The organism is Lacicoccus qingdaonensis, assembly GCF_900101075.1.
GTDB lineage: Bacteria > Bacillota > Bacilli > Staphylococcales > Salinicoccaceae > Lacicoccus > Lacicoccus qingdaonensis.
This window is the reverse complement of sequence record NZ_FNFY01000001.1, coordinates 108,495-134,573: the sequence shown is the minus strand read 5'-3', so window position 1 is coordinate 134,573 and position 26,079 is coordinate 108,495. Positions and strand designations below refer to the sequence as shown.

Below are 26,079 nucleotides of genomic sequence, written 5' to 3'. Positions count from 1 at the left end.
GGAATCTATTCGATAATCTCAGCCTTGACGATCATTCTCTCTTCGAACAGCAAAGTTTCCGGGTTATAGGAATCACAAGTGATCAGTGTCAGTTCCTGCGGGCTGTCCCCGTTCTGGTCCATCACTTCGACCTGAGATGGTTCCACATTGAAGATTTCCGTGATTTCATACTCCCTGACATCTTCTCTCGTCACGAGCTCGATCGTGTCACCGATCTCAGCCCGGTCAAGGTAGTTGAAACGGATGCCGGCACCTTCCACGCGGTGGCCGGAAATCGGTATGTTCTGCATATCCAGATGGTCATCTTCGTGGACAAATGAAATGCCGTTGCGCATTTTCGACTCAGTCACAGGGCCGTAGTAAAGCGGTTCACTGATATCCGCGCTGTCGATATTCAAAATGCCGGCCATATCATCACTGATATTGATGCCCCTCGCTTCCAGGTTATCCTCTTCTTCCACTTCGGTGTTCGCTGAAGTATCGGGTTCAATTCCGGTGATGAAACTTTCGACAGAGTTGACTTCGACTTCATCATCTCCGTTTTGGAATGCTTCGATGACACGGTCGTTGACCCTATCTGTGAAATGTTCGCGTATATCCTGCCAGAAAAACAATACGACTGCCGCCGCTATCAGCAGCACGCCGGCCAATCTCATGATTATCCTCATCTAGGCGCCTCCCATTTGTTCAAATACGCTTATTGCTTCTTTTCTTGCATATTCCAGCATGCGGTAGTCTTCTGTCAGATCTGCAACTTTGAACTGCGGCAGGCCGCTTTGTCTGACACCGAAAAAATCACCCGGCCCGCGCATTTCAAGGTCTCTTTCACTCAGTTCGAAACCGTCGGATGTCGATGTCATGATTTCCATGCGCAGCTTGGCATTATCCGTCTCCGGCTGGCTGACAAGGAGGCAGTGGCTCTGTTTGTCACTCCGCCCCACACGGCCTCTCAGCTGATGCAGCGTCGACAGACCAAAGCGTTCGGCATTGAAGATGACCATCACCGTCGCGTTCGGTACATTGATGCCGACTTCGATGACAGTCGTCGAAATCAACACTTTTTTCTCCAGTGTTTCAAACAGCTCCATGCCGCGTCTCTTCTCTTCAGGTTTCATTCTGCCATGGACGAGTTCCACGGTCTCCTCACCGAAAGCACTGACAAAAGTCTGGTAGATTTCACTGACGTTTTTCAAATCCAGTGTTTCCGATTCCTCGATCAGGGGCGCAACGACATACGTGCTGTGGCCAGCATTCAGTGCGCGCCTCACCTCACTCATGACATAGTCGAGTTCATCAAATGTATGCCATGAGGTGATGACAGGTCTGCGCCCTTTCGGCATCTCGCGGATGATGGAGACATCCATATCGCCGAATGTTGTAATCGACAGCGTTCTCGGGATCGGGGTCGCGGTCATGTATAAAATATTTTTCCTGTAGGACTTCTTCTGAAGCTTTTGTCTTTGGTTGACACCGAAACGATGCTGCTCATCGATGATGATGAAGGATAATCTGTTGAATACGACATCATCTTCGATCAGTGCATGCGTCCCGATCAGTAAATCGATATTGCCGAGAGCGAGTTCTTCCAAAATACGGGACTTCTCTTTTTTCGATGTCGTCCCCGTTAGTTTCTCTACCGTCAGCTCATCTTTGAAAGTATCCTTGAATGATTCATAGTGCTGATTGGCGAGCACTTCGGTAGGCACCATGACGACACTCTGTTCGCCGATCGTTTTGACCGCATACACGCATATGCCGGCAACGATGGTTTTTCCGCTCCCGACATCGCCCTGCAGCAGTCTGTGCATCGACACGTTCTGTTTGAAGTCCCTGCATATGTCGTTGACACTCATCTTCTGGTCGCCTGTCAGTTCAAAAGGCAGCGTGAGGGTAAAGCGTTTCAGTGCATCGATGTCATAGTCGATGATGTAATGTTCATTTCTTACGCGTTCTTTCTGCCTTTTATGCATCAGCCTCAACTGGAACTGATACAGTTCATAAAACTTAACCGTGCGTCTCGCCTGGTGCAGACTGTCGGAATCCGCCGGGAAATGCAGACGGTACAGCGCCTCCCTCAAAGGGATGAGCTGATATTTTCTTTTGATCGTTTCAGGCAGATCATGGTTGAAATCATAATTTTCAAAGACTTCCCGCACGAATTTGCTGAACGTCCTGGCATGCATTATCTTGTTCAGACTGTAACGGACCGTATAGCCGGGCGACGTATCATAAATCAGCTTCTGGCCATTGATTTCAAGCTTGTTTTTGTTGAACTTGCCGTACAGACGGGCAAATTCATTGATGATCAGTTTTTCCTTCAAGTACGGCTGGTTGAAAAAGACGACTTTTGTGTGTATGCCGTCGATATCCATGAAGCATGTAAGCCGGCTCATGCCGCGTCTGAAGAACGCAAGCTTCGGTTCGGTCACCACGGTGCCTTCCACAGTTATCGACGCCTCATGTTCCGCTTCCCTCAAATCCACAACCGACTGGTTCACATAACCTGTCGGCAGATGGAATACGACATCGTTGACATCATGTATACCGAGCGCATGAAGTTTTTCTGCAGTTTTTTCACCCACTCCATTCAGCTGGCTGACACTTGTCTTTGATGTGATGACTTCATACATCGCGCTCATTTTATTCTTCTCCGAAAATTTCCTGCATCAGACGGTTGCCTGTAGGTGTAGCCGCAAGGCCCCCGCGACCGGTTTCACGGAGTGCCGAAGGCATTGTCAGACCGATCTTGTACATTGCCTCGACCACTTCATCCGCCGGAATTCTCGACTCGATGCCCGCAAGCGCCATATCCGCCGCCGTCAGTGCATTTGAAGCACCGGCCGCGTTCCTTTTGACACACGGCACCTCGACAAGACCCGCAACAGGGTCACAGACGAGTCCGAGCATATTTTTAAGAGCGATCGCAAAAGCATGGCCGGACTGTTCCGGCGTGCCGCCTGCCGCTTCAACAAGGCTCGCTGCAGCCATCGCACTCGCACTGCCGACTTCGGCCTGGCATCCGCCCGCCGCACCGGAAATGCTCGCGTTGTTCGCTACGACGAAACCGAATGCACCCGATACGAATAAAAATCTGACCATATCTTCTTTTGTCAGATCTCTCTGTTCATTCAGCGCAAATAAAACACCGGGCACCACTCCGGCAGAACCTGCCGTCGGTGTCGCACATATTTTACCCATCGCCGCATTCACTTCATTCGTGCTGACAGCATAGGCGATCGCAAGGAGATTCATATCCCCGCTCAGCCCTTTGCCGCTCTCGATGTATTCCTTCATCTTCACTGCGTCATGTCCCGTCAGGCCGGTCTTGCTCGCCACACCGCCGCTGCCTTCATCCACGGCATTCTGCATAACATCAAGGTTGCGCTCCATATCCTGATACACTTCCAGGTATGATCGTTTTGAAACTCTCATTTCCTGTTCCATCATGATCTCACTGATGGATTTATTTTCGGAATTTGCCATATCTATTAATTGTGCAATACTATTGAACATAATATTACCTCCTGAATATTAATCGTCAGCCATTTCAATTACGCGTTCAACACCGTCTATCTGCTCCACTTCCTGAATGACCGATTCACTGATCTCTTCATCCAGTTCGATGGTCATGAGGGCGATATCGCCCTTTTCCTTTCTCGACACATTCATCTGGCTCACGTTGATCTCATTATTTCCGAGCACCGTCGTCACCCGTGCAATCGTTCCGAATGTATCTTCATGGAAGACGAGCAGCGAATGATAGTTGCCTGAAATATTGATTTCATAGTCATTGATGCTTACAAGTTCAATTTTGCCGCCGCCGATGGAAATCCCCTCGAGCTTCAGACGGTCGTCACCTTTGACCAGATCGACAACAGCGGTGTTCGGGTGGCTTCTCTCTTCTTCATGCAACATAAAATTCACATGCAGATTCTGTTCGTCTGCATATTCTTTCGCTTTGATGATACGGCTGTCGTCTGTATCAAACCCGAGCAGGCCACCGATCAGTGCAACATCGGTGCCATGTCCCTGGTAAGTATCCTTAAATGAGCCGTACAGGTGTATGTCCACATGATCCGGTGTATGTCCGAACAATTTTCTGCCAAGCAGTCCGATGCGCGCCGCGCCGGCTGTATGTGAAGAAGAAGGTCCGACCATTACCGGGCCGATAATATCAAAAACACTTTTATATTTCATAATATAACCTCCATTTGCAAAAATACCACATCAGTTTTCTCACTGATGTGGCATACCTGTGTTGTAGCATCTATTCGACGGAAACCAGGTAGCTGTATACTGGCTGCTGGCCGTCATGCACTTCGAATTCTACTTCGTCGTATGTGTTTTCCAACTTCTCGATGATGGCGCCGGCTTCATCTTCCGACCCCTCATCACCGATGATGATCGTCACGATTTCACTTTCATCATCGAGCATACTGACGATCAGGCTTTCCAAAGTTTCACTCTTGGAATCACTTGCTAAATTGATTTTACCATTATTGATCCCCATGTGCTGATCTTTTTTGATTTCGACGCCGTCAATCGATGTATCGCGGACTGCATATGTGACCTGGCCGGTCTTCACATGCTCAAGTGCTGCATTCATCGATTCTTTGTTGTCGTCAAGCGCCGCATCCGGTGAAAACATCAGCATGCTGGAAAGTCCTTCCGGTATGGATACCGTCGGAATGACGACTGCCGGAATGTCGAGCATCTGCTGTGCCTGTTCCGCCGCCATGATGATATTTTTATTGTTGGGTAAAATGATGACCTGTTTGACATCGTCATCTTTGATCGTATTCAGAATATCTTCGGTGGAAGGGTTCATCGTCTGTCCGCCGTTGATGACGTGTGTCACCCCGATGCTTTCGAACAGCGTCCTGATACCGTCTCCGGAAGATACAGTGATGATTGCAGTATCATAGGACCGGTGCTCTTTATTTTCATCAGTCCCCTTACTCTGCTTTTTGGATTGGATATCCCTGAACTGCTCGCGCATGTTCTCAATCTTCATCTTGATCAGTTCACCGTAGGATGAACCGTACGTCATCGCCTCGCCGGGCGTTTCAGTGTGTACGTGCACTTTGACGATTTCGTCATCGGATATTACGAGAAGGGAGTCGCCGAATTCACTCATCTCGCTGCGGAATTCCTCTTCGTTGAAACTGCGTTTGCCGTTTTCAAAACGCACCATGAATTCAGTACAAAAACCGTACTCTATATCTTCCACAGTCATGAAATCATCGAATTCATGATTGTCATTGACGAAAGTGTCCGTATCGACGGCGTCTTTTGCCACTTCAACTTTCTCACCTTTCAAAGCGGCAAGAAAACCTTCATAAACATAGACGAGCCCCTGGCCGCCCGAGTCCACAACGCCAACTTCCTTCAACACAGGAAGCAGGTCAGGTGTACGTTCCAGGGAAGCTTTCGCTTCGGTCACCACAGCTTCCATTATTTCAATGAGTGATTCTGTGTTGCCGGCCGTCTCGACCGCTTTGGCACCGGAATCTTTCGCCACTGTCAGAATCGTTCCCTCGACAGGCTTCATCACCGCCTTATAGGCAGTTTTAACACCCTGGTCCAATGCGTTTCCGAAAACATTCGCATCCACGGATTCAACGTCTTCAATCGCCTTCGAAAATCCACGGAACAACTGTGAAAGGATGACACCGGAATTTCCTCTTGCACCCATCAGCAGTCCTTTGGAAAAATGTTTGCCCATTTCACCGATGTGCTCTATATCCTTATCTTCGACTTCCGTTGCACCTGAAGTCATTGATAAATCCATGTTCGTTCCAGTGTCACCGTCAGGCACCGGAAAAACATTCAATGAGTCAACATATTCAGCATGCTGCCTTAAATTATCAGCGCCGCTTAAAATCATATCCTTGAAAATTACACCATCTATCGTATTCATGATATCGTCTAAGGCCTCCCAGCTTACTCGTCCGTATTAATCATTCTGACACCTTGCACATGAATGTTAATCGTATTTATAGTCAATCCAAAAGTTTTTTCCAGTCTGTATTTTACGCTTGTCTGTATATTATTTGCGACTTCCGAGATTTTTACACCATATCCTACTATGATGTATAAATCAACATCCAAAAGCCCGTCATTGTTTTCTACAATCACTCCGCGGGAGTAGTTTTCTTTCCCGAGAAGTTCAGCAAAGCCGTCTCTTACCTGATGTTTCGATGCCATTCCGACCACACCGTAGCTTTCCACCACAGCACCGCCGGCGATATTTGCAATCACATCTATCGCAATATCGATGGATCCCAGTTCGTTTTTAATTTCGAGTGTCATTACTTCGCCTCCAATACATCATTTAATTATAATCAATAACATCTGTGAATTACAAGATGCAAAAGTATGTTTTTACAAATTTATTAATTAATTTTCCTTCGAATTTACATTAGAGTATATTTGCATTATAATTTATTGCACAGAAAGTTAAAAGCATTACCGGCTGATCGATGACTTATTATCCCCGGAATGAAGGTTTTTATTCAGAAACAGCCCTGTTCATGAACTTCGGCGGCCATTGTCTTATCGCGATTTCCACTGGACACAGCCTGATAATTAATGTATTATGTTATAGTATGTTGATAAAGATACAATCAAATTAAAATGAACTTTGTAAATAAAGGAGATGTACGATATGGCGAAAGAATGCTACTTCACTGGACGTAAAAGTGCAACAGGCAACAACCGTTCACACGCTTTGAACGCAAGCAAAAGACGTTTCGGTGCTAACCTGCAAAAAGTCAGAGTTATGATCGACGGCAGACCGCAAAGAGTATGGGTTTCAGCCCGTGCTTTAAAATCAGGTCTTGTTGAACGCGTTTAATATTTAAAATAAAAACCCCCTCCCCGCTGGATTACTTTTCAGCAGGCGAGGGGATTTTTTTATTTTGTATGATTGTGACAGTATTTATTGCACTGCCTGCTCACTTGCGAGCTTTTTTCAGGTCAGGTGAGCAGATTTTATTATATCAGCCGTTCAGTTATAACAGTTTCATTCCCTGACTGAAAGGAATACTGTCCGAAACGTACAGCCACACCTCTTTCATGTACTATCTGAACGTCCACTGATCCCGCCAAACAAAAAGCAGCCCCACAGGGCTGCCCACACATGTAAAAACTGTAAATTAAATGATATTGATGATATAAACCATGATCATTCCGACAAAAATCGCAGGGATCATGTTTCCGACGCGCATCTTTGTGATATTCATCATGTTCATGCCGATTGCAAGCAGAATGACGCCGCCTGTCGCGCTGACCTGAAAAATGACCTGCTGCAATATATCATCGGGCACGACGACTGCGATGCCTTGTGCTGACAGTATGATGATTGAAATGTAAATAAAAGCCGGTACACCTGAGATGATGACGCCGAGACCGTATGTTGTGGTCATGACGATTGCAATGAAGAAGTCCATCATCGATTTTGTATATAGAACGTCGTTCGAGCCGCGGAGTCCTGCATCAAGACCGCCGACGATCGCCATGGCGCCGACGATAAATACCAGTGTACCGGAGACGAAGCCCTGCGACAGGTTACCGGAGTGCTTGTCACCGAGTTTGATTTCCATCCAGTGGCCGAATCTGTTGAGGAGTGATTCCAGCTGGACGACTTCACCGATGATCGTTCCGATGATCAGGCTGAGCAGTGTGACGATGATCGCTTCAGCGCCCACCACCATCTGGATGCCCAGTGTCATAATGACCAATGCCTGAATCTTCATTATTGAATCTTTGATTGTTTCTGGTATGAATGTAAATATAAGACCGAGCAGCCCCCCGACGAAAATGGCGAGGGCGTTCACTATTGCACCGAGTAATATCATTATGGCACCTCCGACTAGTCAATAGATTGAATCATTAAAATCGGCTCTGATGTTTCAACAGAGCCTCTCTCCCCTGTAAATTCATTGCTGATGGTGAGGGTTGAGCCAAGTGAAAGCTTCGTCCCCATGAGCGGGTACTTGAACTGTTCGAGTGTAAGTACGGTTCCGTCATACATCGGCAGGAATGATACATACTTCATCTTTTTGTCCTTCGACACTTCATGACGGCCGTGAGCCAAAAGTTCCACAACATTATGGGCATCGATGATACGGATTTTGACATCTGCAAGCTTTTCATGCAACAGCATCTGCGTATTGCCGAGCAGATGATCCAGCCTGCCGCCGGTTGCCCCGTAGACATCAATGGACGTATACCCTCTTCCAGTCAGATCTAAAAGCGCAATTTCAAGATCGGTATCATCTTTTTCACTTTCAACCGGGTTGATATCGAGCTTTTCATCAATGAACCGCCGCTCCTCTTCCGTGATGGAGTCAAAGTCACCGTATGTGTACCCGGGGATGATCCCTTTTTTCAGCAGCAGATAAACACCGTGGTCGACACCTGCCCACGGTTCTTTTGAAATATTATCAATGGGTACATCCGCCTCTCTGACGAGTACGTTGATATGCATGGCTACCTTCTAAGCTCCTCTATAGTCGCTTTCTTATCTTCAGCCCTGAACAAAAATGAGCCGCTGACGAGCAGGTTTGCACCCTGGTCCTTGCACAGTTTTGCGGTGTCGTTGTTGATGCCGCCGTCCACTTCAATATCAAATGTAAGATTCTTTTCTTTTTTTACCCGGTCGAGCTCGGCAATCTTCACAAGACCTTCTTCGATGAAGCTCTGTCCGCCGAAGCCCGGATTGACAGTCATGATCAGCACGAAATCCACGTCATTCAAAAGGTGCTTCACACTGACGACCGGCGTGTGAGGGTTCAGTGCGATACCCGCCTTCATGCCCTTGCTCTTGATCAGCTGGATCACTCTGTGCGGATGGTCTGTCGCTTCAATATGGAATGACAGCATATCGACGCCGTATGCTTTGAATTCATCGACGAACTGATCCGGGTTCAAAGTCATCAGATGCACATCCAGCGGAATGCTCGATGACTTGCTGATCGCTTCTACGACCGGCAGGCCGTATGAAATATTCGGCACGAACTGGCCGTCCATAATATCCAGGTGGAAAATATCCGCACCTGCATCCTCCATGGTTTTAATGTCTTCGCCCAATTTTGAAAAATCACTTGCCAATAATGACGGGAGTACTTTATTCATGTCAATACCTCTCTTTTCTGGATTCAATTTCTTCAAATATCTGTTTATAGCTGTCATACCTTGTTTGTGCGAGGGCACCCGAGGCCACCGCGTCCTTCACGGCACACTTCGGCTCATTGATGTGCAGGCATTCCCTGAATTTGCACCGGTCACTGTACTCATTGAAATCGATGAAACAGTACATCAGATTGTACTTGTCAATCAGAGAGAAATCAATCGTGCTGAAGCCCGGAGTGTCTGCAATGAGCCCCTCTGCGATTTCAATCAGCTCGACATGCCGTGTCGTATGCTTGCCCCGGTTCAGCTTGTCGGAAATTTCATCTGTGATCAGATCGGCATCAGGCAGTATCGTATTGATGAGCGTTGATTTCCCGACACCCGACTGGCCGGCGAGGACGCTCAGTCTATTTTTAAAAATTGGCAGTAAATCCTCATTCACATTGATCTTATCCGTAAAATAAACGGGATACATCGAATAAGTTTCCTTTATATTCTGCACAAGTTCCGGGTCATCGGACAGATCGGTCTTCGTCACTATGATGACCGGCTCGATATCATGCATTTCTGCATAGGCGATGAAACGGTCCAGCAGATAAAAGCTGAACTTCGGTGAAAACAGACTCATTGTGATCAGCACCTGGTCGATGTTGGCGACAGACGGGCGATTGAGGAAATTATGCCTGTCATCAATCGATGTAATATAGCCCTCCGTCTCATTTTCAATCTGGAATTCGACGATATCCCCGACAAGCGGTGATTCGGAAGTATTTCTGAACAGACCGCGTGCGCGTGTCTGGTAAATTTCATCATCCGATTTTACATAGTAAAATCCACTCAATGCTTTTACAATCTGACCTTTTTTCATAACTCACCCCAAATACCATAATACATCAATTATAACAGTTCGCATGTTGTGGTAAAATATTAATATCAAAACATTATTGAAAGGTTGGGTATTATGGCAAAAACAGTACATGTACAAGACATCAACAATGTGTTGAAAAATGACAATACGGTCTTGATTGATGTCAGGGAGACGGAAGAACTGAAAGAGACCGGTTATGTGCCTGGAGCGATCCATCTGCCGCTGTCCACATTTGATATAGAAAATAAAGTTCTAAACGACCATAAGGGCGACACGGTATATGTGATGTGCAGAAGCGGAAAACGGTCCGAAAGAGTCCAGCACATGCTGATTGACGAAGGCTATGACGCCGTCAATGTCGAAGGCGGCATATTGGAGTACGAAGGTGACAGAGAAGAATTATAAAACAAAAAACCTCCCCGAATCAAAAATTCGGGGAGGTTTCATTTATCTTATAATTAAGTTCTGTCCACATTTTCCTGAACGTTTTCAATGACGAATCCGCTCTTGATATAGCCGGGCAGGCTGTTTAGATCAACAGTCAGATCCTGTTCAGGTACATCATAGTTGATGCGTGAAGCGAAGTACTTCATCGTTTCTTCCATGATGATGACAGTCATCCACTCACCCGCACAACGGTGGTTCGTATGATAGTCTCCGCCGCCCTGAGGAATCAGGTCGAACGGGCTGCCGTCCCAGTCCTTGAATCTTTCAGGATAGAACTCATTCGGATCTTCCCACACGTTCGGATCATGCATTGTACCGTATATATCCAGTGCAAGCATCGTGTCCTTTTCAATCTCGTAGCCTTTGTACTGGAAATCCACTTTCGCTTTAGCCGGAAGGTAAGGTACGAACGGGTAGAAGCGGCGCACTTCCTGTGCGAACATGTATGCATAGTCGTCGTCCTGCTTGATTTTCTCTCTTGCGACAGGATTTTCATACATTGCAAGCGCACCGAAAGCGACAAATCTGTTGATTGCGATCAACGGACGGAAAGTGTTCATCAGGTCGATACCGCAAAGTCTTGAGTCCATCGGCTCGCCTTTATAGTCTTTCCAGTGTGCGAATTCATAAAGTGCAGTGCCTTTTGGCGGATGGATCTTGCCTTTACGCGTCTGGATGATCTGATCTTCAAGCCAGTCTTCGACGCGGCGGCGCGCAGCTTTTGCCTCCCTGTACCCTTTGAACGCACTGCCGATCGCTTTGAATGAATCGATCATGATATCCATGTCTGTCGCGATATTTTCGATTTCTTTCTCAGGTGCCTGGACACCGGCCCAGCGCGTGCCTACCTTCGTCAGAACAATGATGGATTCACGGTAAACATTGACCTGGTCCATGCTTTCCATTCTCTGTGTGTTTGCAAACCACAGGTTGCGCGTCAGTTCCCTTAAGTATTTCAGGTTGCCTTCTGTCATAAGTGACATGAACAATGCTTTTCGGTCGATGTGCACTTTCCCTGTCGTCGTGTGGATCGCGCCTTTACCGAATAAAGTATTGACGACACGTTTCGGAAGTGTGCCTGAACGTTCGATTTTGTCATTGTCGTAAAAAAGCTCGGCGCCGTCTTTGCCTGACAGTACGATAATCCGTTTACCGCCTAAAGCACGTGTTTCAAATACGCCGTCAGTGACACCGAGACGCTCTCTCTGATTCGTTGTGTACAAATAACCCTGCTTCATCACCTTGACCGAGTTATCTAATCCTTTATCTCTTTTAATAGTAGCCATGAGACAACCTCCAATTAACTGTTTTCTAATCTATTATATTATAAATCAGTATGCGATTACCAACATTTATACAATGTTTTCCTGTTATTTTACTCATTGTACGGAATCTCTTCATTGACGACTTCTTCCTCATCGACTTCCACCATAAACATTCCATTCTCATCCGGTTCAATTTCAAGACGGATCGTTTCATCAGTATCTTCGGTGATTTCGAGACTCGTATGCACATCATCGATGCTGTTATTCGCATCATCGATATAAATGTTGACCGTCTTCGGCGGATTTTGTGAATCCGTTTCACCGTCATCCCCGTCTGTGCCTTCTCCTGTTTCACCTTCAGAATCCTCTTCTGAACCGGACTCTTCCTCTTCTTCGGTGTCTCCGTATGGAATGTTGACCGTTGTCGCATACTGCATATTCTGCGGTGGTTCTTCACCGAGGGAGACGATCAGGTCAATCGTCGAGCCGGGAAGGAAATGGCCGTAGTTCGGACTCTGGCTGATGACATCGCCTTCTTCCACACTTTCATTGTACAGTTCTTCAGCGATATTGACATTGAAACCTTCTTCCTCGAGTGCACTTCTGGCCGATTCGGCAGACTGGCCGGAATAATCGACGATCTCTATCGCTTCCTGTCCGCGGGACACATTCAAAGTAATGGAACCTTCATGTGGGTAGACAGCCGTGCCTGATTCGACAGACTGGCTGATCACTGCACCTTCTTCAACATCATCATGATACGAATCTTCACGGTTGATCTCGTTGAAATTGACATTGTTCAACGTTTCTTCGGCACTTTCATAATCAGTGCCTGTAAAATCCGGAACAGTGTATGTTTCGACACCGAGCTCCAGATCATGGTCTGCAGGGTGCACCTCTTCTCCCGTATCTATCGACTGGCTGGTCACCGTTCCCGGCGGAGACCCGCCGTTTTCCGGAACGAGTGTGACACTGTTGAATGCCAGATTGTTCAAAGTGTCCATGATATCATCATAGGCACTGCCCGTGAAGTCTTCCATCGAATACGGTTCGAGCCCGCTTGATACCAGGAAGTCCACTGAACTCCCCGAATCAATCTGCTCACCGCCAGCCGGCGCCGTTTCGATCACCTGGCCTTCATTGAAACTATCGCTGTATTCCTCCGACACATCTCCTGTTTCAAGATCATGTTCAAGCAGCTCAGCTTCTGCCTCTTCCAGTGTCATGCCCGAAAGGTCCGGCATATCCATCGTCACCGTTTCATTCTGCTGGATGAACAGATAGACGAGAAGGCCTGCACTGAGCAGTAAAAAGAGTATCGGAATCAGCCATAATGTTCTGCGCTTTTTCTTCGGTTCCGCTTCTTTGTCCTCGTGCTGTTCTTCATCGTCACGTTCAGCCTCGGCTGCCGAAGCAGCTGCAGCACCGGACAAGGCTGCCGGAGTCACTGCCTTGGTGACGATCGTCTGGTCTTCATGCTTTTTATTATTGTTGATGTAAGGTGTTGTATTGCCCCGGTACTTTTTCAGATCTTCAAGGACGGTCTCTACATATCTGTAGCGGTCTTCCGGATTCTTTTCCGTACATCTGAAAAGTATGTTCTTCAAACCCTGGGGTACTTCCCTGAAGCCGTCGATATCCGGCAGATCCTCAGAAATCTGCTTCAGAGCGACGGATACCGGCGTTTCACCGCTGAACGGCACCCGGCCGGTCAGCAGTTCAAACAGGACGATTCCGAACGAATAAATGTCCGTTCTCTCATCGGTGTTCTGCCCTTTTGCCTGTTCGGGCGAAATATACTGTACGGACCCCATCACCTGGTTCGTCTCCGTCATCCGTGTTTCGCTGAGTGCTTTTGCGATGCCGAAGTCGGTGATCCGCACTTTTTTTTCATTATCGAGCAGTATGTTCTGCGGTTTGATGTCACGGTGGATGATGCCCCGCTCATGCGCATGTTCAATCCCTTTTAAAATCTGGACTGACAGCTCGACTGCCTCATCGATGGAAATCTCATGATTGTCTTCGATATACTGCTTCAAAGTCGGCCCATCCACCATTTCGGTGACGAGCAGCTGATATTCATCGGTTTCATCGACATCCAGCACGTTGACGATGTTCGGATGGGAAAGCTGTATCGTACTTTCAACCTCGCGCTGAAACCGCTGACGTGACTTGTCTTTATTATGCACGTCGACCTTAATCATTTTTACAACAACATCACGGTTTAAAATGATGTCCTCGGCCAGATAGACGGAGCTCATGCCGCCGCCGAGATATTTCAGTACTTTATATCTTTCCGATAGTAATTGACCGATCACATTTTAGCACCCGCTTTCAAGTCGGCAAGGCAAATACTGATATTATCTCTGGAGGCATTTTCTTCTGCTTGTCGTATCAATGAGTCCAACCGCTCCTGTAAACTTGAATTCTTCTGATAGACCGTAGAGTGAATACTGTCTTCACGCAGTACATCCGTCAGTCCGTCAGACGCCAGCAGTATATAATCATACTGCCTGTTGCGCAGTCTGAAAATATCAGGCTGGATCAGACGCTCGCTGCCCATCGCTTTTGTGATGACATTCCTTTTTGGATGGTTGATGGCTTCCTCTTTTGTAATTTCACCCGACTCGACCAGCAGATTGACGAATGAATGATCTGTCGTCACCTGTTCGATCGAACGGCGCTTCATGGCGTAGGCTCTTGAATCCCCGATGTTCAGTATGAAAATGGCGTCATCGATGATGGAGGCGAGCACGAGCGTCGTGCCCATGCCGCTGTATTCATCATGCGCATTTTGCAGATCATACAATTTACGGTTCGTCTTAATGACGAGGTCACGTAGAAATTCCTCGGCATAATCACTTTTTATCAGATTTTCCGCCTGCCAGGCTTTCTGGATCTCATCATTGACAAATTTCGATGCAACATCCCCATGGGCATGGCCGCCCATGCCGTCTGCCACTAAAAACAAAACCTGATTTGTTTTATTGTAAAAAACGCCGGTGCTATCTTCATTCAGTTCACGAAAATCTCCGCGGATACTCTTGTCAATGATTTCCAAATTAACCCCTCGTCTCTTCTTTTGATTCTTTTGCTCTCAACTGTCCGCATGCGGCATCGATATCCGTGCCCTGTTCACGTCTGACAGTCGCGTTGACTCCCTGGTTGTTCAAAGTCTCTAAAAAGTCGAAAATATCATCGCGTTTCGTACGGACATAATTTCTCTCCGGTACATGGTTGACCGGAATCAGGTTGACATGACACTTCAGCCCTTTGATCAGTTCAGCCAGTCTCAGCGCATCTTCCCTCTGGTCATTGACGCCGCCGAACAAACCGTATTCGAATGAAATGCGGCGGTTCGTCTGCTGCTGGTAATACTCCAGTGAATGGATCAGCTTGTCGATATCGAAAGCCTTGTTGACAGGCATCAGTCTTGAACGCTGTTCATTTGTAGGAGCGTGCAGACTCACCGCAAAGTTGATCTGAATATCCTCATCGGCAAAATCATATATTCTCGGTACGATGCCACTTGTCGATACTGTGATATGGCGTGCACCGATGTTCAGTCCGTCATCGTGGTTGATGATGCGGATGAATTTCATCATCGGGTTGTAGTTTTCAAACGGCTCGCCGATGCCCATTATGACGATGCTCGATACTCTTTCGTCCGTTTCATCCAGCACTTTCTGTATCTGCACCACCTGGGAAACGATTTCGCCCGCTTCCAGATTCCGCTTCAGTCCTCCGAGAGTGGATGCACAGAATGTACATCCGAGACGGCAGCCGACCTGCGTCGTCACACAGACGGAGTTGCCGTAATCATGTCTCATCAGCACGGTTTCAATCGTATAGCCGTCTCTCAGTTTGAACAGGAACTTCATCGTGCCGTCGACACTCTCCTGCTTTACTAGCGTCTCAAGCGGTTCGATGCTGAAGTGTTCACCCAGCTTTTCACGCAGTGATTTCGGCAGGTTTTTCATCTCGTCAAAGGCATCGACACGGTGGTCATACAGCCATTCGAACACCTGGCTGCCACGGTAGTCGTCTTCTCCCCACTCCGTCATTAAATCTGTCAGGTCTTCTTTGGACAAAGAATAGATTGACGGTGTGTCGAATTCCGGCTGGAATAAATCCTTGATTGGTTTTTGTGGTGGTCTTTTAATCATTATTAAACATCCTTTTTAAACCGAGCGATAAAAAATCCGTCGGTATTCATTTCATATGGTAATATCTGGCGGTATGGGCCTGTAAAATCGAGCGCGGGAATATGAAAATCGTCGAATTTAAAATTATCATTATTCTTCATGAATGTATATGCCACATTTTCATTTTCCATCTGATGAATTGTACATGTTGCATAGATCAGTATGCCGCCCGGTTTTAAAAACTGTTTGACGTGTTCTAATATGGACAATTGTAATTCTACTAGACTATCGATGTCATTGCTATTTCTTTCATATCTTATTTCAGGTTTTCTTTTGATGACACCGAGACCAGAACACGGTGCATCGACGATTATACGGTCATACATCCGCGAATAGTCATGTGACGTCGCATCGGCCTTGAAAACATCGTAGTTTTTCAGCTTCAGCCGCTCTGCATTGTGCTTTATCGTTCTGATTTTATGATCATAAATATCACTCAGATCGACATGGCCCGTGACCAGTTTCTCAAGCGCATGGAGCCCTTTTCCGCCGGGCGCACTGCATGCATCGAGTATCACATCATCCTCGGCCGGTTCAAGCGCACTGTTTACGAACATCGAACTCACATCCTGGACGCTGAAATGCCCTTCCCTGTATGCGTCCGTATCCATGATGCTCGCACCGGTACTGACCGCGAGTGCGTCCGGATGCAGATCTGCCGGCTTCACTTCATGCCCCTCTTCCTTAAGGAGATTCATGAGGGCATACAGATCCGTCATGCTTGAATTCACCCGGATATACATCTCCGGCCGGGAGTTCAGGCTTCTCGCAATGTGAGCCGCGCCCTCCATCTTATAATGGGTTTTCCAATGTTTGATGATCCATGAGGGAATGCTCGTCTCGACGGACAGCCGCTTCACCGGATCTTTTATCGATTCAAGATCCCTCAAGTCCTCCCTCATGAAATTTCTGAGTATCGCATTGGTCACATTCGCCGCCTGCGGTCCGCCGTTGTCCTTGGCAATTTCAACCGTCTCGTTGATGACCGCATACGGGGGCACCCGGTCCAAAAAGACGATCTGATAGGCCGCCATGCTTAAAAGATGTCTGTTCCACTGCCTGACCTTCGTCTTATAGAACGGCTGCAGATAAAATTCCAAAGTCAGCCTGTTCGCGACTGTGCCGTAGACCAGTTCGGTAAATAAACCCTTGTCCTTATCAGAAAGTTCTCCCGACTCTATCACTTCATCGATGACGATATTGCTGTATGCCTTGTCATCCATGATTTCCAGATAAGCCTCGAATGCGGCTTCTCTTACTGTCATATTCATCATCCTAACAATGTGCCCGTCAAATCCTGGCGGGTCCGGCCAAAATCATCTGCAGCTGTTTTTTTCTTTCCTGCAAGCTGTACTTCTGTGATGAGGACTGCTTCATCCGCGGCCGCGACATGAATGCCTTCTTCATCCAGCGACAATATTTCACCCGCAGGCCTATCCGTTTTGCTGCCGGTCAGTTTCGCACCGTAAATTTTAAACCGTTTGCCTTCAAGCATCGTATAGGCTCCCGGAAACGGCGACAGCCCGCGTATATGGTTGAACACTTCCACTGCAGATCTGTTGAAATCGAGCAGTTCATCCGCTTTTGAAATGTTCGGGCTGTATGTCGCTTCAACATGATTCTGTGCGGTTTTATTATTCTCACCTTCAAATATGGAAGGCAACGTGTCAAGCAGCAGTTCACTGCCGAGCCTGCTCAGCTTATCATGAAGTATGCCTGTATCGTCTTCGTCTTTAATATCGATGGCGGACTGGGCAATGATATCCCCGCTGTCCAGCCCTTCCGCCATGTACATGATGGTGATGCCTGTCGTTTTCTCCCCTTTGAGAATCGCATGGTGGATCGGTGCGCCGCCCCTGAACTTCGGCAGCAGTGAAGCATGGACATTAATCGCGCCGTATTCAGGCAGTTCAAGAAGTTCTTTAGGCAGGATCTGCCCGTATGCCGCGGTGACGATGATATCCGGTTGCGCTTCTTTCATCACTTCAATTGAAGATGCATCTTTAATATTGTCCGGCTGGAACACTTCGATGCCGAGTGCTTCGGCAGCAGCCGCAACTTTCGGCGGCGTCATAACGCGCTTTCTGCCGACAGGCTTGTCCGGCTGGCTGACAACAAGGGCCACGCCGTATGTTTCATGTAAATCTTTCAAGATGGGCACCGAGAAGTCTGGTGTCCCCATAAAAATAATATTGGGCATGATTTCCTCCTACATAATATACTTCGGATCTACATCGATCTTTAATGATAGTTTATCCTTTTTATAACGTTCATTGTAGTATTCGTTTATTTTGTGCAGCACATCAATCAGATTCGGCTCGGATTTGTATTTCAGCAGTATTTGGAAGCGGTACTGCCTGTTGATCCGTTCGATCGGGCTCGGCGACGGTCCGACGATGATCGCCTTGTCCGTGACGCTGTCCACCAGTTCCTTATGGATATGAGTCGTCGCTTCAAGGCACTTTTTGACCTGTTCATGCGATACGGTAAACAGGACATGGAAGTAGTACGGCGAATAGCGTGCCAGTCTTCTGAATGCCAGCTCTTTTTCATAAAATGCCGCGTAATCGTTCGACTCTGCAAGTTCGATCGCGTAGTGCTCCGGATTGTATGTCTGGAAGATGACTTCTCCGGACAGTTCATGCCTGCCGGCTCTTCCCGCCACCTGCGTAAGCAGCTGGTACGTCTTTTCATTCGCCCTGAAGTCCGGGAGGTTCAGCATCGTATCCGCATTCAGCACCCCGACGAGGGTCACATTAGGATAGTCGAGACCTTTGGCGATCATCTGGGTGCCGAGCAGGATCGGGATCTTTTCATTTTCAAACGTGTTCAATAATTTTTCATGCATGCCTTTTCTGCTCGTCGTATCGTTGTCCATTCTTACAATGTCCACATTGAACATATCCCTTAACGTTTCTTCCACTTTTTCCGTACCCGTTCCGCGGAATGTGACATCATCGCTGTCGCAGTTGTCACATTCACGCGTCACGCCCGCTTCGTATCCGCAGTAATGGCACAGAAGCGAATGCTGCATCTTATGGTACGTCAGTGAAATATCACAGTTCGGACAGTTCGGCACATGGCCGCAGCTCTGGCATATCTGGAAGTTTGCGTAACCCCGGCGGTTGAGCAGCAGCACGGTCTGTTCACCGCGCCCGATGCGGAGATTGATCGCTTCCCTGAGTGCTTCTGAAACGATTGAAGTATTGCCCTTCCTGTGTTCCTCCGACATATCCACGGTCTTTGTCTCCGGCAGTGTTTTCGTCACGGCACGATGATTCAGCTCGAGCCGTGTGTAGACGCCTCTTTCACTTCTTGCAAAACTTTCAAGTGAAGGGGTCGCAGAGCCTAAAATCACCGGACAATTATAATATTTGCTGCGATATTTCGCAACCTCCGTCGCATGATACATCGGACGGTCCTGCTGTTTGTATGTCGTTTCGTGTTCTTCATCGATAATGATGACGCCCAGATTTTCAACCGGTGCGAACACACTGCTCCGTGCACCGACGACGACGCCCGCCTGCTGATTTTTCACTTTCAGCCACTCATCATATTTTTCACCGTGTGACAGTCCAGAGTGCAGCACCGCCACATCATCGCCGAAACGCGCTTTGAAGCGGTTGACCATCTGCGGTGTCAGTGCGATTTCAGGCACCAGCATGAGAGCGGTGCGCTCTTTATCCAGCACTTTCTGGATGACCTGAAGATAGACTTCGGTTTTTCCGCTTCCCGTCACCCCGTGAAGTAAAAAAGTTTCAGCTAGATCATGATCTACTGAATGGCTTATTTTATCGTATGCATTTTGCTGTTCAGCGTTCAGTTCCTTCGGCAGGTCCTCTTCAAATACCCTCGATTTGTAAGGGTCCCGCCCGCTCACGACATCAACCTTTTCAACGTAGCCCTTTTTGACCAGTTCATTGATCGTGCCCTGGGTATAGCCGTTATCGATCACTTCCGACTGCAGTACATGCTCATCGTACTGTTCGATGAAGTCAAGCAGCTCCAGCTGTTTGTAAGCGCGGCCGAAATCCCCTCTTGGAATGAAGGTCGGCTTCAGCGCACGTGCATACTTCTTTTTCGTATGCTGTGTAATGATTGTTTCTTCCTCCACTTCACCGCGTCTGATCAGCGGCTTCAGCTCGGCGAGCTGTCGGGCCGACAGTGTTTTGACTTCAATTTTCGGCGGCAGATTCATACCGTGCCAGATTACTTCCGTTTGCTCTGTGCTGTCTTCCGACAGCGACAGCATCTTTTTCGACTTGCTTTTCAGTGCTGCAGGCAGGATGGTCTCTATAACTGAAATATATGACGTGACATAATAGTCCGCCAGATCTTTTGCGAGCTTTATCAACTCCGCTGTCAGCACCGGTTTGACATCCAGCGCGCGGGTGATCGGTTTTATTTTCGAAGGGTCGTATCCGACTTCGTTTTTGATATCGATGACGTATCCCTGTATCTGGCGCGGGCCGAACGGCACGAGCACCCTGTGCCCGACAGCGATGAAATCCGTCAGGCCGTCGGGGATCTTATATTCGAATACTTTGTTGACGTCGCTTGCAGACACACTGACTATGATCGATGCGTACATTATGAACGCCACCCGTAATGATCCGCCAGGTTCTGGACAATCTGGCTGGCAAGCTGGACTTTCGATGCTTTTTCCAAATATGTTTCCGTCCCGTCTTTATACAATATGGCCACTTCGTTATCGTCGCTGTTCATGCCGATTTCAGGATTGGAGACATCGTTCATTATGATGCCGTCCGCATTTTTCTCCTTCAGCTTTTTCAGCGCATAGTTTTTTACGTCATCCGTTTCCGCTGCGAAGCCGATGACCGTCATGTTTTCACTGTTATGACCGACATATTTCAAAATGTCCGTCGTCTTTTTCATTTCGACGACCAGATGATCGCTGTCATCCGTCTTCTTCATCTTGCCTTCAGAATAAGTGACGGGTGTATAATCACTGACCGCGGCTGAAAATACGCCGATATCCGCATCCATATGCTCTTTGACACTCTGGAACATATCTTCTGTCGATGTGACGTCGATTGTCTGAACGCCGTTCGGCGGTGTGAGGTCCACGGGACCGCTGACGAGCACGACTTCTGCGCCGAGTCCTTTGAAACTGTTCGCGAGGCTGTAACCCATCTTGCCGCTTGAGTGGTTGGTCACGTAGCGTATCGGGTCGAGTGCCTCCCGCGTCGGCCCTGCCGTAATCAGCACCTTTTTGCGTTTAAGCGGCTTATCATCTTTACTGCTCAGGAAATCCTCGACGTAGCCCATGATATCCGGGACGTTTGCCATACGCCCTTTCGCGTTGTAGCCGCATGCCAGAAATCCTGATTCGGCATCGAGCACCTGGTAGCCTTCTTTAAGAAGCTGCCCGATATTGCGCTGGATTGCCGGCTGCTCATACATATGAACATTCATCGCAGGTGCGAGCATGACCGGTTTCGTATTTGCAGCAAGTACATTGAGCAGCATGTTGTCGTATATGCCGCATGCAAGCTTGCTGATTGTATTGGCGGATATCGGTGCAACGATGATGAGGTCCGCCCACTCCCCGATATTGATGTGCGAAATGACGGACGGGTCCTCTTCTTTGAATGTATCGGTGTATACATGATTCCTGCCGATTGCCTGGAAGGCGAGCGGTGTGATGAACTCACCCGCATTATCCGTCAGGACCACTTTCACTTCATGGCCGTTCTGAATCAATTTACTTGTCAAGTCCACTGCTTTATATGCAGCAATGCTGCCGGTCACCCCGATGACAATATTCGCCATTATATATTCACCCCAATTTTAAAAAAAGCTGACAATACTTTGTCAGCTAATTTTTTACCTTTACTTTATTTTCTGCAATTTCCTCGAATGCCATGCCTACTGTTTTAAAAGAGTTATACTTGTCCAAAATCGTACTGTCGGGATGATCCTGTAAATCCCTTGCTCTTTTCGCTGCCAGAGTCACTACAAGATATTTCGAATCCACGTTTTTCTTCAATTCATGAGCCGATGGGTATAACATTAATTATTGACCTCCAATAATAGCTTTCTTAGTTTTGATTCTACGTGTGCACGTCGCATGTGTGATGCTTCGACTATACATTGTACACGCCGTTTCGCCTGTTGTACATCATCATTGATGACGACGTAATCGTAAAGGTTCATCAGGCTGAGTTCCCTTTTCGCCTCTTCGATGCGGTGTCTGATGACTTCCATCGAATCCGTGCCCCGTCCGATAAGGCGTTCTTCCAGCTGCGCGAGGTTCGGCGGCGCCAGAAAGATGAACAGCGCTTCAGGAAACCTTTCCCTGACCTGCTTGGCACCTTCCACTTCTATCTCCAAAAATACATCGTGCCCCTGCTCCATCGTCTCCACAACATAATCAACCGGTGTACCGTAATAGTTGCCTACATACTGTGCATGCTCTATAAATTTATCCTGCTCTATAAGAGATTCGAATTCTTCTCTTGTCTTAAAAAAGTAATCAACACCATCCACTTCGCCTTCGCGCATTTTGCGGGTCGTCATTGAGATTGAATACTTGAATCCTGTATCAGGATCGTCGAAAATAGCTTTTCTCACCGTACCTTTACCGACGCCTGAAGGGCCTGACAGTACGATTAGAAGTCCTTTATCTGAAGTCATAGCGAGTTACCTTTCTTTTTTGTGATTATCTCTTAATGTATCATAAATGAAGGTATAATTCATCTTAAAAAGTATTGAATAGTAATAGTTCATGTTAAAATATTCTGGTAGCATATATAGGAGGGACAAAAATGGCATTCGACGGTAATTTTGTTCATGCACTGTGCGATGAACTCGAAACGATACAGTCAGGCAAGATAAATAAAATACAGCAGATGGATGATACATCATTGATTTTAAAAATCCGCAGCAAGGGCAGGAACCACCAGCTGCTGATCAGTGCACATCCGATGTATGCGCGTTTTCACCTGACAGGACACAAATATGAATTTCCATTCGACCCGCCGATGTTTTCACGCGTACTCAGAAAACATATCGAAGGCGGCATCATAGATTCGATACGCCAAGTCGGCAATGACCGGCAGGTCCATATTAAAATAAATTCAAAAAATGAAATCGGTGACGACATCACACGCATTCTGATTTTGGAGATCATGGGCAAACATTCCAACATCATCATTACGGATACAGACTATAAGATCATTGAAGGGATCAAGCATTTGACCCCGAACAATAACGTCCGTACGATCATGCCGGGCTTTTTGTATGAACAGCCCCCGACCGAAAAAAAACTGAATCCGAGGACGGATGAGCTGGATGAACTGCCGAAACACCTCGATTTCAACAGCGGTAAGATCAACCGCCAGATTTTGAAGGCGGTCGAAGGCTTCAGCCCTTTATTCATAAAAGAGGTGGCGCATCACGCCGGCCATCTGACGATGCAGAATATCGTCGGCAGCATCCGGGAAACTCTGGAAAAATCACGGGAAGTCACACCAGTGCTGTATAAAGGGGATAAGGACGTCTTCTATTTTACAAAGCTCGGCCATATGGATACTGCACCGGTTGTCTTTGATTCACTCAGCGCACTGCTCGATGACTACTATCATAACCGTTTCCAAAATAATCTGATCAGGCAGAAGGCACAGGATTACGTCCATGTCATCGACCGGGAGTACGAACGTGTCGAAAGGAAGATCGACAAGCTGAAAGAGGACTTGAAGGAAGCGGAGGTCAAGGACAAGTACCAGAAGTACGGGGAGCTCATCACTGCGTACATGCATGAAATCAGGAAATACGATAAAGAAGCGGTCGTCCTCGACTACTACACGAATGAGGAGATCACGATTCCGCTCGATCCCGAAATCGCACCGAACGACAATGCCCAGCGGTATTACCGCAGATACAACAAGCTGAAAAACCGTGAGACGACTGCACGTGACCAGCTTGAAAAAGCCTATTCGGACCGGGAGTACTTCCTGAACCTGCTTCACCAGATGGATGCGATCACGACGTCGGATGAAGTCGAAGAGATCAGGGAAGAACTCGTCGAGGAAGGCATCCTTAAATTCAGGAGTTCCAATAAGAAGAAAAAGAAGCATAAATTCCAGCTCCATGAGTTCAGGACGACAAACGGCCTGACGGTGCTCGTCGGAAAGAACAATAAGCAGAATGATTATTTGACATCAAAGAAAGCGCAGAACAATCATCTGTGGTTCCACACGAAAGATATTCCCGGGTCACACGTGGTGATTACACATTCACCGGCTGAAATAGAAGAACAGGATATTTTGGAGGCGGCGATGATTGCGGCATTCCATTCGAAAGCTGGAAGTTCGGAATCGGTTCCCGTGGACTACACTGATATTAAGCACGTCCACAAAATATCAGGGGCAAAACCCGGTTTTGTCACATACACAGACCAGAAAACAGTTTTTGTTACCCCGGTTGAGGCGGATATTGATAAGATGAAAGTGACCAGGTAGATGAGGTGATAGAATTGTCAAGAAAGATTTGGGAAGAATATACTGATAACAGTCTGATAACAAAAGAAATGTACAGAGCTGAAAATGATGCGGATCATGAAGATGCCTTTATTTCAAACCTTAAATTCGGGACAGCCGGCATCCGTGGGAAAATCGGCCTCGGCCCGAACCGTCTGAACAGATACACGGTCGAACGCTTTGCGCTCGGACTCGCACAATCGATGAATGAACACGGTCAGGATGTCGTCGTCATCGGTTACGACATCAGACACCTGTCGAGGGAGTTCTCGGAAACGATCGCTGCCGTGCTCGTTAAAAATGGTGTGAAAGTCTACTTGTCTGAAGGTTACATTACAACGCCCGAGCTGTCATTTTTCACAAGAAGTCATGAAGCGGATTTCGGCATCATGATCACTGCGAGCCACAATCCGCCTGAATATAACGGCATAAAAGTATACGGCTCGGACGGCGCACAGATTACAGACGTGCCTGCGGATGAACTCAGCAGAAAAATAAACGCCATCGATGATTTCTTCACCATCGGTTCCGTTGATTTTGATGACGCACTTGCCGAAGGCAGAGTCGAACATATCGATTACGGACATTATGAAAATTATCAGCAGAAAGTTAAAGATCTGCACGGACAGATTCCGGAGTCAGATCTCAAGGTCGTGTTTTCAAGCCTGCACGGGACGGCCCTGCCGCTCACTCAGTATTTGCTTGAAGCACTCGGTTTCAACAATCTGACGCTCGTTGATAAAGAATGTGAAGCGGACAGTGACTTCACCCATGTTACAAGTGCCAATCCGGAAGATACCGATGCATTCACCGGTGCCAGAGCAATCGGTGAGGATAAGAATGCCGACCTGCTCATAGCGACAGATCCGGATGCGGACAGAATCGGCATCGAAGTGCTGCATGACGGCGAATACGTCCATCTGAACGGCAACCAGCTCGGTGCGATACTTTTATACAACCGTCTGAAAAATACGGAATTTGAGAAAACGCCGGTCGTTGTAAAATCTGTCGTCACCAGTGACCTGAGCAAAAAGATCGCAGAAAAATTCGGTGCGGAAATCATCGAAGTGCTGACAGGTTTCAAATACATCGGCCAGGTCGCCCTTGAGCTGGAAGAAGATGCAGAAAGAAAGTTCGCTTTCGGCTACGAGGAAAGCTACGGCTACCTCTTCAGCGACTTCGTCCGTGATAAGGATGCCATCCAGATTGTACCCGCCATCGTCAAACTGGCAAGCAGCCTTAAAAATGACGATGTGACACTCGTCGATTATCTGAACGGTATTTATGATGAATTCGGCCGCCGCATGGAAAAGATGATCAGCCATAAATTTGAAGGCATCCAGGGTCGGGAAAAGATTTCTGAAATCATGGACCAGTTCAGAAGAAACACACCGACAGAAATTGAAGGTCGGAAAGTCATCTGTGTGGAAGACTTTCATTACGGTGACAGACGACTCGCTTCAGGAGAAATGGAAGCCATCGACCTGCCGAAAGCGGATGTCATCAAAATCCATTTTGAAGACGGCTGGATTGCACTCAGACCGTCAGGCACAGAGCCGAAAATCAAACTGTACGTATCTTTGGATACCAATCACATCAATGAAGAAGCGAAAATCATCAATGATATGGTGTTCGGTGTCTGATTAATTAGTGCGAGG

The 26,079-nt window shown here is 47.4% G+C and carries 24 protein-coding genes; 4 read left to right on the top strand and 20 right to left on the bottom strand.

Annotation, left to right across the window (positions count from 1 at the left end; genetic code table 11):
- Positions 1–5 precede the first annotated feature (5 nt).
- The 6 genes from BLR15_RS00650 to BLR15_RS00625 form a co-directional block, all read right to left on the bottom strand.
- The gene (locus tag BLR15_RS00650) at positions 6–668 is read right to left on the bottom strand and encodes a class A sortase (RefSeq protein ID WP_092983675.1); all 663 of its coding nucleotides are present in this window, start codon (positions 666–668) and stop codon (positions 6–8) included.
- On the bottom strand, positions 669–2,639 hold the full coding sequence (gene recG / locus BLR15_RS00645; RefSeq protein ID WP_092983674.1) for an ATP-dependent DNA helicase RecG: 1,971 nt from the start codon (positions 2,637–2,639) through the stop codon (positions 669–671).
- A gap of 1 nt (position 2,640) precedes the next feature.
- Complete coding sequence (gene sdaAA, locus BLR15_RS00640; RefSeq protein ID WP_092983673.1) at positions 2,641–3,513, bottom strand: L-serine ammonia-lyase, iron-sulfur-dependent, subunit alpha; 873 nt, start codon at positions 3,511–3,513, stop codon at positions 2,641–2,643.
- 18 nt (positions 3,514–3,531) lie between these two features.
- Positions 3,532–4,197, bottom strand: a complete 666-nt coding sequence (gene sdaAB / locus BLR15_RS00635; protein WP_092983672.1) for an L-serine ammonia-lyase, iron-sulfur-dependent subunit beta — start codon at positions 4,195–4,197, stop codon at positions 3,532–3,534.
- 70 nt (positions 4,198–4,267) lie between these two features.
- The gene (locus tag BLR15_RS00630) at positions 4,268–5,920 is read right to left on the bottom strand and encodes a DAK2 domain-containing protein (protein WP_092983671.1); all 1,653 of its coding nucleotides are present in this window, start codon (positions 5,918–5,920) and stop codon (positions 4,268–4,270) included.
- 23 nt (positions 5,921–5,943) lie between these two features.
- Entirely contained in the window at positions 5,944–6,312 is a 369-nt protein-coding gene (locus tag BLR15_RS00625) for an Asp23/Gls24 family envelope stress response protein (protein ID WP_092983670.1), read from the bottom strand.
- A gap of 355 nt (positions 6,313–6,667) precedes the next feature.
- Here BLR15_RS00625 and rpmB point away from each other — a divergent pair, with 355 nt between their 5' ends.
- Positions 6,668–6,856, top strand: a complete 189-nt coding sequence (gene rpmB, locus BLR15_RS00620) for a 50S ribosomal protein L28 (protein WP_092983669.1) — start codon at positions 6,668–6,670, stop codon at positions 6,854–6,856.
- Positions 6,857–7,157: 301 nt separating this feature from the next.
- Here rpmB and BLR15_RS00615 read toward each other — a convergent pair whose 3' ends face one another.
- Genes BLR15_RS00615 through rsgA form a run of 4 tightly spaced genes read right to left on the bottom strand, consistent with a single transcriptional unit; the run spans position 7,158 to position 10,003 of the window.
- Complete coding sequence (locus BLR15_RS00615; protein WP_092983668.1) at positions 7,158–7,859, bottom strand: DUF554 domain-containing protein; 702 nt, start codon at positions 7,857–7,859, stop codon at positions 7,158–7,160.
- 14 nt (positions 7,860–7,873) lie between these two features.
- On the bottom strand, positions 7,874–8,491 hold the full coding sequence (locus BLR15_RS00610) for a thiamine diphosphokinase (RefSeq protein ID WP_092983667.1): 618 nt from the start codon (positions 8,489–8,491) through the stop codon (positions 7,874–7,876).
- 2 nt (positions 8,492–8,493) lie between these two features.
- Positions 8,494–9,138 (bottom strand): ribulose-phosphate 3-epimerase, encoded by a 645-nt coding sequence (rpe, locus tag BLR15_RS00605; protein ID WP_092983666.1) that lies wholly within the window; start codon positions 9,136–9,138, stop codon positions 8,494–8,496.
- 1 nt (position 9,139) lies between these two features.
- Complete coding sequence (rsgA, locus tag BLR15_RS00600) at positions 9,140–10,003, bottom strand: ribosome small subunit-dependent GTPase A (protein WP_092983665.1); 864 nt, start codon at positions 10,001–10,003, stop codon at positions 9,140–9,142.
- A gap of 93 nt (positions 10,004–10,096) precedes the next feature.
- Between rsgA and BLR15_RS00595 the strand changes: the two genes are divergently transcribed.
- Positions 10,097–10,408 (top strand): rhodanese-like domain-containing protein, encoded by a 312-nt coding sequence (locus BLR15_RS00595; RefSeq protein WP_092983664.1) that lies wholly within the window; start codon positions 10,097–10,099, stop codon positions 10,406–10,408.
- Between the two features lie 53 nt (positions 10,409–10,461).
- On the opposite strand, the gene BLR15_RS00590 is transcribed toward BLR15_RS00595, so the two are convergent.
- The 10 genes from BLR15_RS00590 to gmk form a co-directional block, all read right to left on the bottom strand.
- A complete protein-coding gene (locus BLR15_RS00590; protein WP_092983663.1) occupies positions 10,462–11,736 on the bottom strand; it encodes a cytochrome P450 in 1,275 nt (424 codons plus the stop codon).
- Between the two features lie 89 nt (positions 11,737–11,825).
- Complete coding sequence (gene pknB, locus BLR15_RS00585; RefSeq protein WP_092983662.1) at positions 11,826–14,033, bottom strand: Stk1 family PASTA domain-containing Ser/Thr kinase; 2,208 nt, start codon at positions 14,031–14,033, stop codon at positions 11,826–11,828.
- On the bottom strand, positions 14,030–14,776 hold the full coding sequence (locus BLR15_RS00580; RefSeq protein WP_092983661.1) for a Stp1/IreP family PP2C-type Ser/Thr phosphatase: 747 nt from the start codon (positions 14,774–14,776) through the stop codon (positions 14,030–14,032). The genes pknB and BLR15_RS00580 overlap by 4 nt, the downstream gene beginning before the upstream one ends.
- 1 nt (position 14,777) lies before the next feature.
- The gene (gene rlmN, locus BLR15_RS00575) at positions 14,778–15,881 is read right to left on the bottom strand and encodes a dual-specificity RNA methyltransferase RlmN (protein ID WP_092983660.1); all 1,104 of its coding nucleotides are present in this window, start codon (positions 15,879–15,881) and stop codon (positions 14,778–14,780) included.
- A gap of 2 nt (positions 15,882–15,883) precedes the next feature.
- Complete coding sequence (gene rsmB, locus BLR15_RS00570) at positions 15,884–17,185, bottom strand: 16S rRNA (cytosine(967)-C(5))-methyltransferase RsmB (RefSeq protein ID WP_245696442.1); 1,302 nt, start codon at positions 17,183–17,185, stop codon at positions 15,884–15,886.
- A 5-nt stretch (positions 17,186–17,190) separates the two neighbouring features.
- Positions 17,191–18,120, bottom strand: coding sequence for a methionyl-tRNA formyltransferase (fmt, locus tag BLR15_RS00565; protein WP_092983658.1), 930 nt, complete (start codon positions 18,118–18,120; stop codon positions 17,191–17,193).
- Positions 18,121–18,129: 9 nt separating this feature from the next.
- A complete protein-coding gene (gene priA, locus BLR15_RS00560; protein ID WP_092983657.1) occupies positions 18,130–20,511 on the bottom strand; it encodes a primosomal protein N' in 2,382 nt (793 codons plus the stop codon).
- The gene (gene coaBC / locus BLR15_RS00555; protein ID WP_092983656.1) at positions 20,511–21,713 is read right to left on the bottom strand and encodes a bifunctional phosphopantothenoylcysteine decarboxylase/phosphopantothenate--cysteine ligase CoaBC; all 1,203 of its coding nucleotides are present in this window, start codon (positions 21,711–21,713) and stop codon (positions 20,511–20,513) included. Before coaBC ends, priA begins: the two co-directional genes overlap by 1 nt.
- Positions 21,714–21,759: 46 nt before the next feature.
- Complete coding sequence (gene rpoZ / locus BLR15_RS00550; protein ID WP_092983655.1) at positions 21,760–21,954, bottom strand: DNA-directed RNA polymerase subunit omega; 195 nt, start codon at positions 21,952–21,954, stop codon at positions 21,760–21,762.
- Positions 21,954–22,577, bottom strand: coding sequence for a guanylate kinase (gene gmk, locus BLR15_RS00545; protein WP_092983654.1), 624 nt, complete (start codon positions 22,575–22,577; stop codon positions 21,954–21,956). Before gmk ends, rpoZ begins: the two co-directional genes overlap by 1 nt.
- A 131-nt stretch (positions 22,578–22,708) precedes the next feature.
- Between gmk and BLR15_RS00540 the strand changes: the two genes are divergently transcribed.
- Both BLR15_RS00540 and BLR15_RS00535 read left to right on the top strand, forming a co-directional pair.
- Complete coding sequence (locus BLR15_RS00540) at positions 22,709–24,403, top strand: Rqc2 family fibronectin-binding protein (RefSeq protein WP_092983653.1); 1,695 nt, start codon at positions 22,709–22,711, stop codon at positions 24,401–24,403.
- 14 nt (positions 24,404–24,417) lie between these two features.
- Complete coding sequence (locus tag BLR15_RS00535) at positions 24,418–26,064, top strand: phospho-sugar mutase (protein WP_092983652.1); 1,647 nt, start codon at positions 24,418–24,420, stop codon at positions 26,062–26,064.
- Positions 26,065–26,079 lie beyond the last annotated feature (15 nt).

What these genes read in the sequence shown, in the direction of transcription:
- BLR15_RS00650 (WP_092983675.1), bottom strand. Translation starts at nt 668, where the DNA reads ATGAGGATAATCATGAGATTGGCCGGCGTGCTGCTGATAGCGGCGGCA.
- recG (WP_092983674.1), bottom strand. Translation starts at nt 2,639, where the DNA reads ATGAGCGCGATGTATGAAGTCATCACATCAAAGACAAGTGTCAGCCAG.
- sdaAA (WP_092983673.1), bottom strand. Translation starts at nt 3,513, where the DNA reads ATGTTCAATAGTATTGCACAATTAATAGATATGGCAAATTCCGAAAAT.
- sdaAB (WP_092983672.1), bottom strand. Translation starts at nt 4,197, where the DNA reads ATGAAATATAAAAGTGTTTTTGATATTATCGGCCCGGTAATGGTCGGA.
- BLR15_RS00630 (WP_092983671.1), bottom strand. Translation starts at nt 5,920, where the DNA reads ATGAATACGATAGATGGTGTAATTTTCAAGGATATGATTTTAAGCGGC.
- BLR15_RS00625 (WP_092983670.1), bottom strand. Translation starts at nt 6,312, where the DNA reads ATGACACTCGAAATTAAAAACGAACTGGGATCCATCGATATTGCGATA.
- rpmB (WP_092983669.1), top strand. Translation starts at nt 6,668, where the DNA reads ATGGCGAAAGAATGCTACTTCACTGGACGTAAAAGTGCAACAGGCAAC.
- BLR15_RS00615 (WP_092983668.1), bottom strand. Translation starts at nt 7,859, where the DNA reads ATGATATTACTCGGTGCAATAGTGAACGCCCTCGCCATTTTCGTCGGG.
- BLR15_RS00610 (WP_092983667.1), bottom strand. Translation starts at nt 8,491, where the DNA reads ATGCATATCAACGTACTCGTCAGAGAGGCGGATGTACCCATTGATAAT.
- rpe (WP_092983666.1), bottom strand. Translation starts at nt 9,138, where the DNA reads ATGAATAAAGTACTCCCGTCATTATTGGCAAGTGATTTTTCAAAATTG.
- rsgA (WP_092983665.1), bottom strand. Translation starts at nt 10,003, where the DNA reads ATGAAAAAAGGTCAGATTGTAAAAGCATTGAGTGGATTTTACTATGTA.
- BLR15_RS00595 (WP_092983664.1), top strand. Translation starts at nt 10,097, where the DNA reads ATGGCAAAAACAGTACATGTACAAGACATCAACAATGTGTTGAAAAAT.
- BLR15_RS00590 (WP_092983663.1), bottom strand. Translation starts at nt 11,736, where the DNA reads ATGGCTACTATTAAAAGAGATAAAGGATTAGATAACTCGGTCAAGGTG.
- rlmN (WP_092983660.1), bottom strand. Translation starts at nt 15,881, where the DNA reads ATGATTAAAAGACCACCACAAAAACCAATCAAGGATTTATTCCAGCCG.
- rsmB (WP_245696442.1), bottom strand. Translation starts at nt 17,185, where the DNA reads ATGACAGTAAGAGAAGCCGCATTCGAGGCTTATCTGGAAATCATGGAT.
- fmt (WP_092983658.1), bottom strand. Translation starts at nt 18,120, where the DNA reads ATGCCCAATATTATTTTTATGGGGACACCAGACTTCTCGGTGCCCATC.
- priA (WP_092983657.1), bottom strand. Translation starts at nt 20,511, where the DNA reads ATGTACGCATCGATCATAGTCAGTGTGTCTGCAAGCGACGTCAACAAA.
- coaBC (WP_092983656.1), bottom strand. Translation starts at nt 21,713, where the DNA reads ATGGCGAATATTGTCATCGGGGTGACCGGCAGCATTGCTGCATATAAA.
- rpoZ (WP_092983655.1), bottom strand. Translation starts at nt 21,954, where the DNA reads ATGTTATACCCATCGGCTCATGAATTGAAGAAAAACGTGGATTCGAAA.
- gmk (WP_092983654.1), bottom strand. Translation starts at nt 22,577, where the DNA reads ATGACTTCAGATAAAGGACTTCTAATCGTACTGTCAGGCCCTTCAGGC.
- BLR15_RS00540 (WP_092983653.1), top strand. Translation starts at nt 22,709, where the DNA reads ATGGCATTCGACGGTAATTTTGTTCATGCACTGTGCGATGAACTCGAA.